Annotated in this window: 13 protein-coding genes; 3 read left to right on the forward strand and 10 right to left on the reverse strand. The window is 69.5% G+C overall.

Annotated features, from left to right (window positions below; genetic code table 11):
• Positions 1–123: 123 nt before the first annotated feature.
• Both J0695_RS33225 and J0695_RS33230 read right to left on the reverse strand, forming a co-directional pair.
• The gene (locus tag J0695_RS33225) at positions 124–777 is read right to left on the reverse strand and encodes an HAD family hydrolase (protein ID WP_206968483.1); all 654 of its coding nucleotides are present in this window, start codon (positions 775–777) and stop codon (positions 124–126) included.
• 30 nt (positions 778–807) lie between these two features.
• Entirely contained in the window at positions 808–1,314 is a 507-nt protein-coding gene (locus tag J0695_RS33230; protein ID WP_206968484.1) for a DUF6912 family protein, read from the reverse strand.
• Positions 1,315–1,519: 205 nt separating this feature from the next.
• On the opposite strand from J0695_RS33230, the gene J0695_RS33235 reads away from it, so the two are divergent.
• On the forward strand, positions 1,520–1,921 hold the full coding sequence (locus J0695_RS33235; protein ID WP_206968485.1) for an Rv3235 family protein: 402 nt from the start codon (positions 1,520–1,522) through the stop codon (positions 1,919–1,921).
• 62 nt (positions 1,922–1,983) lie between these two features.
• On the opposite strand, the gene secA is transcribed toward J0695_RS33235, so the two are convergent.
• Positions 1,984–4,806 (reverse strand): preprotein translocase subunit SecA, encoded by a 2,823-nt coding sequence (gene secA, locus J0695_RS33240; protein WP_206968486.1) that lies wholly within the window; start codon positions 4,804–4,806, stop codon positions 1,984–1,986.
• A gap of 199 nt (positions 4,807–5,005) precedes the next feature.
• On the opposite strand from secA, the gene J0695_RS33245 reads away from it, so the two are divergent.
• Positions 5,006–5,578 carry a GNAT family N-acetyltransferase gene (locus J0695_RS33245; protein WP_206968487.1) on the forward strand — a complete coding sequence of 191 codons (573 nt, stop codon included), beginning with the start codon at positions 5,006–5,008 and terminating at the stop codon, positions 5,576–5,578.
• Positions 5,559–6,755 (forward strand): winged helix-turn-helix domain-containing protein, encoded by a 1,197-nt coding sequence (locus J0695_RS33250; protein ID WP_372445858.1) that lies wholly within the window; start codon positions 5,559–5,561, stop codon positions 6,753–6,755. Before J0695_RS33245 ends, J0695_RS33250 begins: the two co-directional genes overlap by 20 nt.
• Before the next feature lie 127 nt (positions 6,756–6,882).
• Here the strand turns inward: J0695_RS33250 and J0695_RS33255 are convergent, their stop codons facing one another.
• From J0695_RS33255 to J0695_RS33285, 7 genes are all read right to left on the reverse strand, one after another.
• Entirely contained in the window at positions 6,883–7,623 is a 741-nt protein-coding gene (locus J0695_RS33255; RefSeq protein ID WP_206968489.1) for a response regulator, read from the reverse strand.
• 164 nt (positions 7,624–7,787) lie between these two features.
• Positions 7,788–8,480, reverse strand: a complete 693-nt coding sequence (gene hpf / locus J0695_RS45525; protein WP_206968490.1) for a ribosome hibernation-promoting factor, HPF/YfiA family — start codon at positions 8,478–8,480, stop codon at positions 7,788–7,790.
• 338 nt (positions 8,481–8,818) lie between these two features.
• Positions 8,819–9,547 (reverse strand): ComF family protein, encoded by a 729-nt coding sequence (locus J0695_RS33265; protein WP_206968494.1) that lies wholly within the window; start codon positions 9,545–9,547, stop codon positions 8,819–8,821.
• A 66-nt stretch (positions 9,548–9,613) separates the two neighbouring features.
• A complete protein-coding gene (locus J0695_RS33270) occupies positions 9,614–11,422 on the reverse strand; it encodes an LpqB family beta-propeller domain-containing protein (RefSeq protein WP_206968495.1) in 1,809 nt (602 codons plus the stop codon).
• A gap of 88 nt (positions 11,423–11,510) precedes the next feature.
• On the reverse strand, positions 11,511–13,487 hold the full coding sequence (gene mtrB, locus J0695_RS33275; RefSeq protein WP_206968491.1) for an MtrAB system histidine kinase MtrB: 1,977 nt from the start codon (positions 13,485–13,487) through the stop codon (positions 11,511–11,513).
• Position 13,488: 1 nt separating this feature from the next.
• Positions 13,489–14,166 (reverse strand): two-component system response regulator MtrA, encoded by a 678-nt coding sequence (gene mtrA, locus J0695_RS33280; RefSeq protein ID WP_206968492.1) that lies wholly within the window; start codon positions 14,164–14,166, stop codon positions 13,489–13,491.
• A gap of 267 nt (positions 14,167–14,433) precedes the next feature.
• The coding region (locus J0695_RS33285) for an S-methyl-5-thioribose-1-phosphate isomerase (RefSeq protein WP_206968493.1) at positions 14,434–15,082 on the reverse strand (649 nt) is incomplete at its 5' end.

Genomic DNA, 15,082 nt, shown 5'->3' on the forward strand with positions numbered 1-15,082 from the left:
CCCCTCCGGCGATTGAGGAGCGGGGTCCGGGGCGGAGCCCCGGGGCGGGGGCCGCCCAGGCCCCGTCACCCTCATGGCACCACCCGATCGTGGCATCCTCCGACACCACCGAACGGCCCCCCACTAGGCGGCGAGCCCCTGCGCCCAAGCCACCGCCTCGGCCAGCGAATCCACCACCGGCACCCCAGCCGCCTCCAGGCTGCCCCGACTGTGCGACCCCCCGGTGTACAGCACGGCCCGCGCCCCCACATGCCGCGCGGCCACCGCATCGTCCACCGCGTCCCCGATGACGACGACCCGGGCCGGGTCGACGCCCTCCAGACCGGCGAGATGGCGCACCATGTGCTCGGCCTTGGCCGTGTTGGAGGGACCCACCCTGCCGTCCACCCGGACGAAGCGGTCCTCGATGCCGTGCGTCCGGACGATCGGTATGAGGTGTTCGTGCGGGGCCAGCGAGCAGAGCGACTGGGTGAGCCCGGACGACTGCCAGGAGGTCAGCAGTTCCCTGGCCCCCAGGGCCAGCACCGACTGCCCGGCGGCGGCCCAGTAGTGCCGGTGGAACGCCTCGTCCATGACGAGCCACTCCGCCTCGGTCGGCAGCCGCCCCATCAGCCGCTCGTAGAAGCGCGGTACGGGCACGCAGTACAGCTCCCGGTAGCGCTCCAGCGTGATGGGGTCGAGGCCCAGCTCGGCGAAGGCCGCGTTGGTCGCGCCGATGATCGCCGTGTTGTCGTCGAGCAGCGTGCCGTTCCAGTCCCACACCAGATGCGTACCCATGCGGAAGACCGTACCCAAGGGGACTGACAGTCAGCCGATGAGGTCGGAGATCTCCTGCATCGCGAACCAGAGCAGCTCGTGGTCCTCGGCGCCGTCCACCGTGAACTGCGCGTCGTCGTCGCCCTGGTCCGCCGCACCCAGCGCCGAAGCCGCCGCGGCCACGTCCGCCTCGGCGTCGTCCGCGTCGGCGTGGACGGCCGCCGCCTTGGCGAGAGGCACCGAAGCAGCGATCCGCACCTCGCCCAGCGCGGCCTGGTCAAGACCGCGGTCGGGGTCGGACGAGACGGAGGCGTCAGGGATGTCGACGGCGACGACGACCCGTCGCCGGGCGGCCCCGGGATCCACGGCGAGCAGCCGCAGCGAGGCGGCGGCGGCCCGGTTCAGCGCCGCGTACTCCAGCTCCTCGATGTCGTCGGAGACGTACCACTCGCGCAGTGCGGGCGTGACGGCATAGGCGGTGAGCGGCGCGGGCCCGAGCTCGCCCGCCGAGTGCGCCGCTGCGAGACCGGCGAGGGTCAGGGGGACGTACGCGCGCATGGCGGGCTGCTTTCGTCGTTCCGTATACGGAACCCCAGGATACGGAAAGAGCCGCCCGACCACCCGGATAGGTGATCTCGTACGCCCCCGGTCTTCCGGGCACACCAGCCTTGCCGCCCCTCGCTCACTCCCTGTAGAAGAAACCCGGACAGAAAGTTACCGCCCGGTAGTCATTCATCACCGGGCCGTCAGAGCGGGGGCGCACATGACGACCACTACGAGGCCCGCACAGAGGCGGGACCAGCGCGGGCCGGGCACCGTTCCGGTCCAGCGGCGCATCCCCCGCCCGCCGGAGCTGTTCGCGGAGAAACTCCTGGCCGTGCTCAGCGGTCAGAAGCCCGTGCACTGGATGCTCAACCACACCATCGGCGCGGCCTACGACCAGCTGATCGACCTCGCGCCGCGCACCCCGTTCCGCACCCGCGGCGCCCGCCCTGTCGTACGCAGCTGCCGCTACGGCCATCCCCGTCCAGGCGTGGTCGAGGCGGCGGTCAGCATCGCGGCCGGCGAACAGGTCAGGGCGATGGCGTTCCGCCTGGAGCAGGGCCCGGACCTGCGCTGGCGCTGCGCGGCGGTGGAACTGGGCGGCGAGCGGGTCCCCTCGTAGAAACGGCCGGGGCCGGACACCACGAAGGTGTCCGGCCCCGGCCTTACCGCTCTGCCAACCGACTACTTCTTGCGGCGGCGACCGCCACCGCCGCCGCCCTTCTGGGCCTTGCGGCGCTCGGCGCGGGTCAGGCCGTCGGCCTCCGAGCGGGCCGGACCGCCGTCACTGTTCTCGAATTCACCCTCGACGACACCGCCCTCGGCGGTCGGCGCCGAGAAGTGCAGCCGGTCGGGCCGCTGCGGGGCCTCAAGACCCTTGGCGCGGATCTCGGGACGGGCGCCCGCAGGCACGGCGTCCTCCTTCTCCAGCGAGGTCTTCTCGGCCGCGTCCTGGATCGGAACCTCCTCGACCTGCTGCTCGACCTGGACCTCCAGGTTGAACAGATAGCCGACGGACTCCTCCTTGATGCCCTCCATCATGGCGTTGAACATGTCGAAGCCCTCGCGCTGGTACTCGACCAGCGGGTCCTTCTGCGCCATGGCCCGCAGGCCGATGCCCTCCTGGAGATAGTCCATCTCGTAGAGGTGCTCACGCCACTTGCGGTCCAGTACGGACAGCACCACGCGCCGCTCAAGCTCGCGCATGATGTCCGAGCCGAGCTGCTCCTCGCGGCCGGCGTACTGCTCGTGGATGTCGTCCTTGATGGACTCGGCGATGAACTCGGCGGTGATGCCCGCACGGTCGCCCGCCGCCTCCTCCAGCTCCTCGACGGTGACCTTCACCGGGTAGAGCTGCTTGAAGGCGCCCCACAGCCGGTCCAGGTCCCACTCCTCGGCGAAGCCCTCGACGGTCTCGGCCTGGATGTAGGCGTCGATGGTGTCGTCCATGAAGTGCTGCACCTGCTCGTGCAGGTCCTCGCCCTCCAGGACGCGGCGGCGCTCGCCGTAGATGACCTCGCGCTGCCGGTTGAGCACCTCGTCGTACTTCAGGACGTTCTTGCGCGTCTCGAAGTTCTGCTGCTCGACCTGCGACTGGGCCGAGGCGATGGCCCGGGTCACCATCTTGTTCTCGATCGGTACGTCGTCGGGCACGTTCGCCATCGACATCACGCGCTCGACCATCTGGGCCTTGAACAGGCGCATCAGGTCGTCGCCCAGCGACAGGTAGAACCGGGACTCGCCCGGGTCGCCCTGACGGCCGGAACGGCCGCGCAGCTGGTTGTCGATACGGCGCGACTCATGGCGCTCGGTGCCCAGTACGTACAGACCGCCGAGGTCCGTGACCTCGTCGTGCTCGGCCTTGACCGCCTGCTCGGCCTTCGTCAGCGCGGCGGGCAGGGCCGCGGCCCACTCCTCCACGTTCTCGTCCGGGTCGAGACCGCGCTGGCGCAGCTCCGCCTCGGCGAGGTCGTCGGGGTTGCCGCCGAGCTTGATGTCCGTACCACGGCCGGCCATGTTGGTGGCCACGGTGACGGCGCCCTTGCGGCCGGCCTGGGCGATGATCGGCGCCTCACGGTCGTGCTGCTTGGCGTTGAGCACCTCGTGCTGGACGCCGCGCTTGGAGAGCTGCTGCGAGAGGTACTCGGACTTCTCGACCGAGGTGGTGCCGACCAGGATCGGCTGGCCCTTCTCGTGCTTCTCCGCGATGTCCTCGACGACCGCGTCGAACTTGGCGACCTCGGTACGGAAGATGAGGTCGGACTGGTCGAGGCGGACCATCGGCTTGTTCGTCGGGATCGGGACGACGCCGAGCTTGTAGATCTGGTGGAACTCCGCGGCCTCGGTCATGGCCGTACCGGTCATGCCGGAGAGCTTGCTGTAGAGGCGGAAGAAGTTCTGCAGGGTGATCGTGGCGAGGGTCTGGTTCTCGTCCTTGATGTCCACCCCTTCCTTCGCCTCGATGGCCTGGTGCATGCCCTCGTTGTAGCGGCGGCCGGCGAGGATACGGCCGGTGTGCTCGTCGACGATCATGACTTCGCCGTCGATGACGACGTAGTCCTTGTCCTTCTTGAAGAGTTCCTTGGCCTTGATGGCGTTGTTGAGATAACCCACCAGAGGCGTGTTCACCGACTCGTACAGGTTGTCGATGCCGAGCCAGTCCTCGACCTTGGCGACACCCGACTCGTGGATGGCGACGGTGCGCTTCTTCTCGTCGACCTCGTAGTCGCCGGTCTCCTCGAGGCCCTTGAGCGGGTTGCCCGCCTCGCCCTTGGACAGGCGGGTGACGAGCTTCGCGAAGTCGCCGTACCACTTGGTGGCCTGGTCGGCCGGGCCGGAGATGATCAGCGGCGTACGGGCCTCGTCGACCAGGATCGAGTCGACCTCGTCGACCACGGCGAAGTTGTGGCCGCGCTGGACGAGCTCGTCCTGGGACCACGCCATGTTGTCGCGGAGGTAGTCGAAGCCGAACTCGTTGTTCGTGCCGTACGTGATGTCGCAGGCGTACATCTCACGGCGCTGGGCCGGAGTCATGTTCGCCAGGATGCAGCCGACCTCGAGGCCGAGGAACTTGTGGACGCGGCCCATCATCTCGGAGTCGCGCTCGGCCAGGTAGTCGTTCACCGTGATCAGGTGAACGCCCTTGCCGGACAGCGCGTTGAGGTACGTCGGCAGCGTACCGACGAGGGTCTTGCCCTCACCGGTCTTCATCTCGGCGACGAACCCGAGGTGCAGGGCCGCGCCGCCCATGATCTGGACGTCGTAGTGACGCTGTCCCAGGGCGCGCTTGGCGGCCTCCCGGACAGTCGCGAACGCCTCGGGCAGCAGGTCGTCGAGGCTCTCGCCGTCGACGTACCGCTCCTTGTACTCGTCGGTGAGGGCCCGCAGCTCGGCGTCGGAGAGGTTGACGAAGTCCTCTTCGATGGAGTTGACCTGGTCCGCAATGCGGTGCAGCTTGCGCAGGATCTTTCCTTCGCCTGCACGCATGAGCTTGTTGAAGACGGACACGGGGGTTGGTCTCCTTGCCGGTCGGGCCTGGCTCGGTCGGAATGCTCAAACGACAGCCTGAGCAACGGCCATCGTATGCGAGGACCCCGCCGCCCCGGGAGGTCCACTGTCAAGGAGAACGCCCGGAGCAGCCGGAAGGTGCCGCTACTGCGGTCAAAAGGCCTGGCGGCGGTCGGCGGACAGGGCGCAGAATCGGCCGATGGAGCCCGTCACCCTCACCACCGAGCGCCTGCTGCTGCGCGCTCTGGACCGCAGAGACATCGAGGCCACCTATGTGGCCTGCCAGGATCCGGGGATCCAGCGCTGGACGACCGTCCCGTCCCCGTACGAGCGGATGCACGCGGAGTTCTTCATCGAACAGATGGTTCCGGAGGGCTGGCGCACGGACTCGGCGTACAACTTCGCGGTGCTCCCGCTGGGCGGCGGCCCCCTCATCGGCTCGCTCACCGTCCACCGAAGCCTCCCGGGCGCCTGGGAGACCGGTTTCTGGACGGCGAAGGAACACCGCGGCCGCGGCTACATGACCGAGGCCGTCTCCGCGCTCGCACGGTGGGCCTTCACCGCACTGGGCGCCGAGCGCCTCGAATGGCGGGCCGAGGTGGGCAACGGGGCCTCACGGGCCGTCGCGGAGAAGTCGGGCTTCCGGGTCGAGGGCGTAATGCGGGCCGGGCTGCTGCACCGCGACACCCTTCGTGACGCCTGGCTGGGCGCTCTGCTCCCCGGCGACCTGGGCCTGCCGTCCGCCCGCCCCTATGTCAGTGCCACCTCCTAAGGTCTCTCCCATGGCCTTCTCCATCGACTCCGCGGTCCTGTCCGCAGACGAAGCCCGCCGCATCGCCCTGCGCGCGCAGGGATTCCTGGGTGCTCCTGACCGCAGGGGCGGGACGCGAGGCGTACTGCGCCACCTCGGCGCGGTGCAGCTCGACACGATCTCGGTCCTCGCCCGCTCGCACGAGCTCATCCCGTACGCCCGCCTGGGCACTCTGGGCCGCAGGACCGTCGAGGACGCGTACTGGACCAACGGTCACTCCTTCGAGTACTGGTCGCACGCGGCCTGCATCCTCCCCGTCGAGGAGTGGCCGCACTTCGCCTTCCGCCGCCGCGCGTACCGCAACCGCCCGCAGTGGCACCACGACCTCGCGCCGTCCGCGTACGACCAGGTGATCAAGCAGCTCCGCACCGAGGGCCCGCTCACCGCGACGGAGCTGGGGGGCGCGAAGAACGGCGGAGAGTGGTGGGACTGGTCGGACTCGAAGATCGCCGTCGAGCGTGCCCTGATGTACGGCGACGTGGTCTGCACGGAGCGCCGCAGCTGGAAGCGTGTGTACGACCTGGCGGAGCGGGCGATCCCCGCCCCGCTCCTCGACATCGACCTGTCCGACACGGAGTGCCTGCGCCGCCTGGTCCGCCTGGCGGGCGACGCGCTGGGCGTCGGTACCCGCTCGGACATCGCGGACTACCACCGGCTCAAGGCGGAACAGTTCGACGCGGTGGTCGCCGACTCGGGCCTCGTCCCGGTCACGGTCCAGGGCTGGGACAAGCCGGCCTGGGCCTCTCCCGAGGCCCTGGCCACCACACCGCGCGGCCGCCACCGCACGACGCTGCTCTCGCCGTTCGACTCCCTGATCTGGGAGCGCCCCCGCACCGAGCGCATCTTCGGCTTCACCCACCGCCTGGAGGCGTACGTCCCCCGCCCCAAGCGCATCCACGGCTACTTCGCGATGCCGCTCCTCGCAGGCGGCCACCTGGTCGGCAGGGTCGACCCGGCGAGGGAAGGCACGACGCTGGTGGCGCGCCAGCTGTCCCTGAAGAACGCAAAAGCGGTACGCCCCATGGCAGAGGCCCTGACGGAGGCGGCTGCGTGGGTCGGCTGCACCCAGGTCCGCGTGGAACGAGTGGACCCCCCGGAACTCCGAGCCTCACTCACGACAGCACTGACCACACTCTGAAAAACCCAGCCCGGCAAACCCCAGCCCGGCAAATTCCAGCCCGGCCGGTGTTTGAGGCCATCTTTTGGTCTTTCAAGCCCGGCCGGCGCTTGAGGACCGGGGCCTGGGGCAGCGCCCCAGTGACCCGCTACCGGATCTCGAGGATCTTCTCCCGCATCGCGTAGACCACGGCTTCCATCCGCGAGTGCAACTGCAGCTTCTCCAGGATGTTCCGCACATGGTTCTTCACGGTGTTCTCCGAGATGAACAACTGCTTGGCGATGTCCCGGTTGTTCATCCCCGTGGCCACCAGCTTCAGCACTTCGAGCTCGCGCTCCGTCAACCGCGGCGCCGGCACCAGCCGCCGCTCATCGGTCCGCTGGATCATCGACTTGAACTCGGTCAGCAGCTTCGACGCCATCGACGGACTGATCTGCGACTGTCCGTCGGCCACCGCGCGAATCGCGGTCGCCACCTCGTCGGTCGAGATCTCCTTCAGCAGATACCCGGTGGCCCCGGCCTTGATCGCGTCATAGAGGTCGGCCTCCTCGTCGCTGATCGTCAGCATGATGATCTTCGCGCTGGGCGCCACCTCCTTGATGGAGGTGCAGGCCTCGATCCCGCCCCGCTTCGGCATCCGTACGTCCATCAGCACGATGTCGGGCAGCAGATCCGCGGCCTTGTCGACAGCCTCCGCCCCGTCCCCGGCCTCGCCGACGACCTGGATGTCCTCCTCCGCGGCAAGGACGATCTCCAGACCCCGCCGGAACAGCGCATGGTCGTCCACCACCAGGACCCGGATCGGCTCCTTGCGTGACACGCCCGACTCGTCGGCCGTACCGCCGTCACCCATGGTGCCGTCCTGCACCGGTCCGAAGCTGTCCGCCATCGTTCCTCCCCCTGAAGGCCCACTGCGCCAACCGCAGCTCACAGAGCACCTATTGGCGCGCGTCTCCATGCTTTCATGCCGGGAGGGCAGAGCAGCGATTCTCGCCGCGGCGATGCCCCTGGTGGCGGAAAACCGACCCCAGGGGCATCACGGTGGCTAAGCCGTCACCCGCCGAGCGCGCCCCCGGCGCCGCCCGCGTCGGTCTCGGCGAGCGGGTCGGTCGTCAGGTGAATCACGCCATAGTCGTACGCGTGCCGCCGGTAGACGACACTCGGCTCCTTGGTCTCCGCGTCGACGAAGAGATAGAAGTCGTGTCCGACCAACTCCATCTCGTAGAGCGCCTGGTCGAGCGTCATCGCCGCAGCGACGTGCGTCTTCTCCCTGACCACCATCGGGCCTTCGCCCTGGACCTCGAGCGAGCCCATCCTGGTCGTCGGCACAGAACCGGCACCCTGCTCGTCCGCGACGAAATCACCGCTGCCGTTGAGCTCTGCCGCATTCGGCACGGCGTCGACGACCTCGGCGGCCGAAATCCGGCCACTGCCGCGGCGGTTGTGCCGCTTCTCGTTGTTCTTGCGCAGGCGCGCCTCAAGCTTGCCCGTGGCCAGATCCAGCGCAGCGTACGGGTCCGCCGCCGCCGCCTCGGCCCTGATCACCGGGCCCCTGGAGTGAAGTGTGATCTCCACACGGTCGGATCGGTCGGCCTGCCTCGGGTTGGGCTCCTTGGACACCTCGACGTCGAGGCTGATCACCTTGCCGTCGAGCTTCTGGATCTTCTCCAGCTTCAGCTTCTCGGCCACGTGCTTGCGGAACCGCTCGGGTACCTCGGTCTTGCGGCCCTTGACGACGATGTCCACGCAGAACTCCGTTCCCGGGTCGCTCCGCTCAACGGCGGAGCTGCTCCCTCTTGCACCAGACCCCGGTGAGCACCGGAGTCTCGGACTTGGCGACTTTCACCTCCTCCTCCCCCAAAGGGAAGATCCCCACCCCACCCACTTCAGTGTTTACAGAAACACCAGAGCTGTGCTTTACCAGCCTGTCGGTACATTCAGTGAGGCACAGCTTTCACGATTCCTCACAACCGAACATAGCTCGCCCGGCCGGGTGTCGGCACCCGCTCATCACGTGTACCTCCGTTCAGGTGACTCTCCCCTCTCACTACCTGCAACGATGCAAGTTGCCTATCAGTTCCGGTTTATTTTCGAAGAGAAGGGAAAGCAGAAACCGGAGCAGCCACTACAGCCGCGCCCAGCACCCCCGGCCCGTTGAATTCCCGCGCCTCACCGACCGCCTCACCGACCGCCCGCGCGGCCTCCGCCAGCGATGCCCCGGTCGTCATGAGATCGTCCACCAGGACCACTCGCCCACCCTCCAGCAGCCGTGCGCCACCCGCTGCCACCGCCAGGGCCCCCGAGAGATTCACGAGCCTCTGCCGGGCGCTCAGCCCCGACTGGTCGGCCACCGCACGCCGCTGCCGCAGCACCGCGAGCACCCTGGCCGGCACCCCCGTCCTGCGCAGCTCGGCAGAGGCGGACAGGGCGATCCTCCGCGCCGGGTCATGACCGCGCGCCCGCACCGCGCTCCGCGCCGACGGCACCGGGACGAGCAGCAGCGGGCCCGATCCCCCGGCGTACGGAGCGGAAGCCCGCACCGCCCCGGCCAGCGCCCTGCCGAGCGCCCCTGCGAGCCCCAGAGCACCCCGCTCCTTGTGCCCGAGCAGCACGGCCCGTACCGCGTCCTCGTACCCGGCGGCCGCGTGCACCACCGGCAGCCCGCCCGGCTCCGGGTCGGGCCGCACCCGCCTCGCCCCGGCTCCGTACAGCGCCCCGGCGCACTCCTCGCACAGCGCTGTACGGGGTCTGCCGCAGCCGCCGCAGTCCACCGGGAGCACCAGGCCGGAGATCTCCCGCCACCACCACCGCATGAACTCCACTGTGCCCATGCGGCGTGAATCCGGCGACCCCTGTGGACAACCCCCAACTCGCCACGGTCAGCCGGGATATACGGGCGATGCTCCCTTGTCGACGACCGTCTTCCAATTGGCCCCGGGCGGCAGCCGGACAATGCCGTCCCCCTGCGAGAGCGCCACCAGCGGGAGCCGGCTGTCGTCCGCCGCCGCCACCGCCGTCACCCGGTTCGCGCCGGGGATCGTCGCCACCGACACCGAACCGTCGGTCTGCATGTACCGCACCTGCTGCACCCCGCCGGTTTCCTTGCCGACCACCACGAGCCTGCTGCGGCCGGCCCACGACATCGCGGTCACCTCCGCCATCTGGGGCGCCGCATCGGTCAGTTCGCTGACCGTCACGGTCGCGCCGTCCCCGCTGCCCTGGCGCTCCACCCGGCCGACCTTCAGCGTCGTACGCCCGCCCTCGGAGACCAGCAGAGCGATCCGTACACCGTCCGCCGACATCCGCAGCGACTCGATCCGCGCACCGTTCAGACCGGACACGTCCACGGCCTGCGGTGCGCCACTGCCGCCGGTGAAGCGCAGCAACCGCGGACGGGCGAGGTCACGGTCGGCCACCCACAGATCACCGAGTCCGTCCCAACTCGGCGCGGACAGACGGTTCTCTGGCGTCCTCCCCTGACTGGTCACCAGCGGACCGTCCAGCTGGCCTTCGGAGGTGATCGACGCCACGTACAACAAGGACCCGGCATTGGTGACAGCCGCCGCACGCTGTTCGTCACGTGCCACCGCGACCGCGCCCAGCGTCTTGGACCCCGCGCCGAGCGGGCCGGGAACCGACTCCGACGTGCTGTCGCTCTCCGTGGAGTCCTCCGCGCCCGCGGCGGATCCGGTGGATCCCGGCAGCCGTTCGAGGTGCCCCTTGGCGTCGATGAAGTACGCGGAGGTGGCGGTCCCCGATGCGCGGTCCGGGGAGAATTCCTCCGCCTGGTCGGCGCTCAGCACACACAGCTGCGAGCCGTCCGAACGCTCCAGCTCCACCTGCGCGACCTTGGAGACCGTCACGTCCCGCAGGGTGAAGAGCAGTTGCGCGGCCATCTTCCTGCACTGCTCCTGCCCGATGTTGGAGGCCTTCGCGTTGAGCGGCACCTTGAGCGCGTTGCGATCGTCGAACGCCAGCGACTTGGTGCCCTCCTTGAGCGCCGTACCGGTCGGGAAGCGCGAACCGACCACCGGCTTCAGCCAGTTGGTGGGCCCGCTGAGCAGCGAAGCGACCGTCTGCGTCACCGTGTCCATGCGCGACTCGGGATCGATGCGCTGCCGTACGTACACAGGGTCGGCGACCAGCCAGTCCTGCCGGGAGGACCCGGTGGAGCCGGACGCGGGCAGGGAGGCGAAGTAGTACTTGTTGACGGACTGGTAGTTCCGCCCGAAGTCCGACTGGCCGAGCAGCAGCCCCTTCGGCGGGCTGTCGATCCGCCATTCCTTGCCGTCGGGGGTGTTCTGCAGCACGAGGTGGATGTTCCCCTGGTACGAACCCGTGTGAGGACGGTAGGCGTGCTGCTTGTCCACCACCGCGACCTGGGTGCCGCCCAGCTTGAAGGTGAACCCGTCGAGGCCGCCCCGGTCGTTCGCCCGGTCCGGCAGCTTGGTGGGACCGTCGGTCAGCACAGTCGTCTCCGCCGCCGGATCCCAGGTCTTGGCCGCCGGGCCGGTCAGATACTTCCTGGCCGTGGCGAACTGCAGATCGTCGCTGGTCATCGCCTCCAAGAAGCCGTCGACGATCTCCGAGGGCTCCGCGCCGGCCCGCGGCGCGACGGCGTACACCTTGACCTGCGAGTCGGCCCGCTGCGACGGATCCACGGACTTGATGTCCCCGGAGGTCGGCATCGACGCACACCCGGCCAGCAGCACTCCGCCGCAGCCGAGCAGCGCGTACGCCCGCACTCCGCGCCCGGACCGCCCGGAGCCCCCACCCTCAACGCCCACGGGTCGTGTCCTCCCGGTCGGAAGCCTGCGTTACGGAATCGCTCTGCCGTGCCACCACACGCGCCCCGCTCCCCGGCAGGGCCGTCGGATCAGCCGGTATGGCCCTCGGCTGCGCCGGCAGGGCCGACCGGTCCGCACCCGGCTGCACGGGGACCGTCGCCAGCCGCTCCGCGCTGACCTGCGCGAGCGCCTGCTCACGCCCGCGCCGCGAATCCTCCGGCTCGAGCGGTATCGGCGAACCGCGCAACGGCTCGTCGGCCGTACGCGGCAGCGTCAGCCTGAACTGCGAACCGCCACCGGGCTCGCCCCACGCCTGCAGCCACCCGCCGTGCAGCCGCGCGTCCTCCACCGCGATCGAGAGCCCGAGCCCCGTACCGCCGGTGTTGCGGGCCCGCGCCGGATCGGCCCGCCAGAAGCGGCTGAAGACCCGGGTCGCCTCGCCGGGCTTGAGGCCGACGCCGTAGTCCCGCACGGCGATGGCGACAGCGCCGCCCGCGACGCCGAAGCGCACCACCACATCCTTGCCCTCGCCGTGCTCGACGGCGTTGACGACCAGATTGCGCATCACGCGCTCGATCCGCCGCGGATCGGCCTCGGCGATCACGGGCTGTGCGTCCCCGACGGTCCGGATACGGCTGCCCTTGCGCTCGGCCAGCGGCTCGGCCGCCGCGATCACCCGCCGTACGGTCTCGCGCAGGTCTATCGGCTCGGCCTCGAGAGCCGCGGCCCCCGCGTCGAACCGGCTGATCTCCAGCAGATCCGCCAGCAGGGACTCGAACCGGTCGACCTGGTCCCCGAGAAGCTCGGCGGACCGTGCGGTCACCGGATCAAAATCGGTGCGCGCGTCATAAATGACGTCGGCTGCCATCCGTACGGTCGTCAGCGGCGTCCGCAGCTCGTGCGAGACGTCCGAGACGAACCGCCGCTGCATCCGCGAGAGATCCTCCAGCTGCTGAATCTTCAGCTGCAGGTTCTGCGCCATCTTGTTGAAGGCCTCACCGAGCCGGGCGATGTCGTCCTCGCCGGTGACCTTCATACGTTCCTGGAGCCGCCCGGCCGAAAGCCGCTCGGCGATGCCCGCAGCCATCCGCACCGGGGTGACGACCTGCCGCACCACCAGCCATGCGATGGCGCCCAGCAGGACGACCACGAACAGCCCCGCGGTCGCCAGCGTCCCCTTGACCAGGCTGAGCGTCTTCTCCTCCTGCGCCAGCGGGAAGAGGTAGTAGAGCTGGTACGCCTGATGATCGACGTCCTCAAGCCGCTGCCCCACGATCAGCCCGGCCTCGGGCGCCCGCCCGTCCTCGTATCTGATCTGGGTGTACGTCTGGAACGGCGTCGTCCCCTGGTCGACGCTCCTGCGCAGTTCGTCGGGGACGCTCGCGACCGAGACCTTCCCCGAGGCGCGCGCACCGAGGTTGCTCGCGCCCGCCTCGTTCGTGGCGGGCCCCAGGGTCACCACGTTGTACGCGCCCTGCCCGCCACTGGCGAGCTGCTCGACCAGATCGGAGCGCCACTGCACGGAACTCGTCGCGGCCCGCCCGTCCGCCGCGCCCCCGTCCTGGGAACCCGAAGCGACGGTCGCGTTGGCCTTGTCCTTCGCCACGGTGAAACCACCGGCGGCCTGGCTGACTGCGGCCTTGCCCTTGGCGTCGAGCAGCCCGTTGCGGACCTGCCCGATGACCACGAGCCCGAGCAGCAGCACCACTCCGAGCGACATCACCAGCGTGCCGGCGACCACCCGCAGCTGAATGTTCCGACGCCACAGCCGTACGGCGGGCAGCAGCGGACGCCGCACCCACCGCGCGACAAGGCGCAGCACGGGAGAACCGGGCGCCCCGTCCTGGAGCAGCCGTCCCCCGTCCAGGAAACGCCCGAACCTCGAAGTCCTCCTCCGAGGACCGACAGGCCGCTCCTCACGGACTCCCGGCTCCCCGGGTATCGGAGCAGCACTGCCTCGTGTCATGTCAGCTCGGCCCGGCCTTGTACCCGACACCGCGCACCGTCACCACGATCTCCGGCCGCTCCGGGTCCTTCTCGACCTTGGAGCGCAGCCGCTGGACGTGCACATTGACCAGGCGGGTGTCCGCGGCGTGCCGGTACCCCCACACCTGCTCGAGGAGCACCTCGCGCGTGAAGACCTGCCAGGGCTTCCTGGCCAGCGCCACGAGCAGATCGAACTCCAGCGGGGTCAGGGCGATGGACTGCCCCTCCCGCTTCACGGAGTGCCCGGCCACGTCGATGACCAGATCGCCGATCGCCAGCTGTTCCGGCGTGGGCTCCTCGGACCTCCGCAGCCGCGCCCGGATCCGGGCGACGAGCTCCTTGGGCTTGAACGGCTTGACGATGTAGTCGTCGGCCCCGGACTCGAGCCCCACCACCACATCGACGGTGTCGCTCTTCGCCGTGAGCATCACGATCGGCACGCCGGACTCGGCCCTGATCAGCCTGCAGACCTCGATGCCGTCCCGTCCGGGCAGCATCAGATCCAGCAGCACCAGGTCCGGCTTGGCGTCACGAAATGCAGCCAGTGCCTTGTCGCCGTCCGCTACAAACGACGGCTCAAAACCTTCTCCCCGCAGCACAATGCCCAACATCTCGGCCAGCGCGGTGTCGTCATCGACGACAAGGACTCGTCCCTTCATATCGACATCATCCCATTTTCGTCTCAGCGGTATAGACCCACGTGACATCAGTCACTGACCAGCGGCGACGCGCGCGGTCAACCGTCGGTACCTGCCCAGCTCCGTGGGCATCGATGTCGGCCGGTGATGTCAGTGGAGCGACGGAAGCATGACAAAGAGAGTACGTTCCACGGCGCCGATCCAGCCATGCGGAGACAGGTCCGTTCGGTGACGCGGCCGCCGGGATGGCGAAAAGTGCGGCATCGGCCCGCATCCGTCAACGCCCCCTCAGCCGATCCGTACCTGACGCGCCCCGGCACACAGCTCCGCGAGCGCCGCCGCCGTGACCGGCGAGAGCACCCCTTCCTCCGTGACGATCGCCGTCACCAGCTCCGGGGGCGTGACATCGAACGCGGGGTTGTACGCCTGCGTTCCCAGCGGCGCCACCGGACCGCCCCCACCGACGGCCTCCGTCACCTCCTGCCCCGCTCGCTGCTCCACTTCGACGGACGCCCCGTCCGGCGTCCCCAGGTCCACCGTCGTGACCGGAGCCACCACGATGAACGGCACATGGTGGTACTTGGCGAGCACCGCGAGCGGATAGCTCCCCACCTTGTTCGCCACCGACCCGTCGGCGGCGATCCGGTCCGCCCCGATCAGCACCGCGTCGACCTCTCCCGCCGCGAAGAGCGAGCCGGCCGCGTTGTCGGTCAGCAGGGTGTACGCCATCCCGTGCCTGGCCGCCTCGTACGCGGTGAGCCGTGCCCCCTGCAGCAGCGGACGCGTCTCGTCCACCCACAGCCGCCGCAGACTGCCCGCCCTGTGCGCCGCCAGCGCCACCGCGAAGGCGGTGCCCTCTCCGCCCGAGACCAGTGCCCCGGTGTTGCAGTGCGTCAGAATCCGGTGCGCCCCGCCCGGCAGCAGCTCGTCGAGCAGC

The sequence above is a fragment of the Streptomyces beijiangensis genome, from assembly GCF_017315755.1.
In the GTDB taxonomy this organism is placed as follows: Bacteria; Actinomycetota; Actinomycetes; order Streptomycetales; family Streptomycetaceae; genus Streptomyces; species Streptomyces beijiangensis.

What these genes read in the sequence shown, in the direction of transcription:
- J0695_RS33270 (WP_206968495.1), bottom strand. Translation starts at nt 11,422, where the DNA reads ATGCCGACCTCCGGGGACATCAAGTCCGTGGATCCGTCGCAGCGGGCC.
- mtrB (WP_206968491.1), bottom strand. Translation starts at nt 13,487, where the DNA reads ATGACACGAGGCAGTGCTGCTCCGATACCCGGGGAGCCGGGAGTCCGT.
- mtrA (WP_206968492.1), bottom strand. Translation starts at nt 14,166, where the DNA reads ATGAAGGGACGAGTCCTTGTCGTCGATGACGACACCGCGCTGGCCGAG.
- J0695_RS33255 (WP_206968489.1), bottom strand. Translation starts at nt 7,623, where the DNA reads ATGGCGGACAGCTTCGGACCGGTGCAGGACGGCACCATGGGTGACGGC.
- J0695_RS33225 (WP_206968483.1), bottom strand. Translation starts at nt 777, where the DNA reads ATGGGTACGCATCTGGTGTGGGACTGGAACGGCACGCTGCTCGACGAC.
- J0695_RS33245 (WP_206968487.1), top strand. Translation starts at nt 5,006, where the DNA reads ATGGAGCCCGTCACCCTCACCACCGAGCGCCTGCTGCTGCGCGCTCTG.
- J0695_RS33230 (WP_206968484.1), bottom strand. Translation starts at nt 1,314, where the DNA reads ATGCGCGCGTACGTCCCCCTGACCCTCGCCGGTCTCGCAGCGGCGCAC.
- J0695_RS33250 (WP_372445858.1), top strand. Translation starts at nt 5,559, where the DNA reads ATGTCAGTGCCACCTCCTAAGGTCTCTCCCATGGCCTTCTCCATCGAC.
- J0695_RS33235 (WP_206968485.1), top strand. Translation starts at nt 1,520, where the DNA reads ATGACGACCACTACGAGGCCCGCACAGAGGCGGGACCAGCGCGGGCCG.
- J0695_RS33265 (WP_206968494.1), bottom strand. Translation starts at nt 9,547, where the DNA reads ATGCGGTGGTGGTGGCGGGAGATCTCCGGCCTGGTGCTCCCGGTGGAC.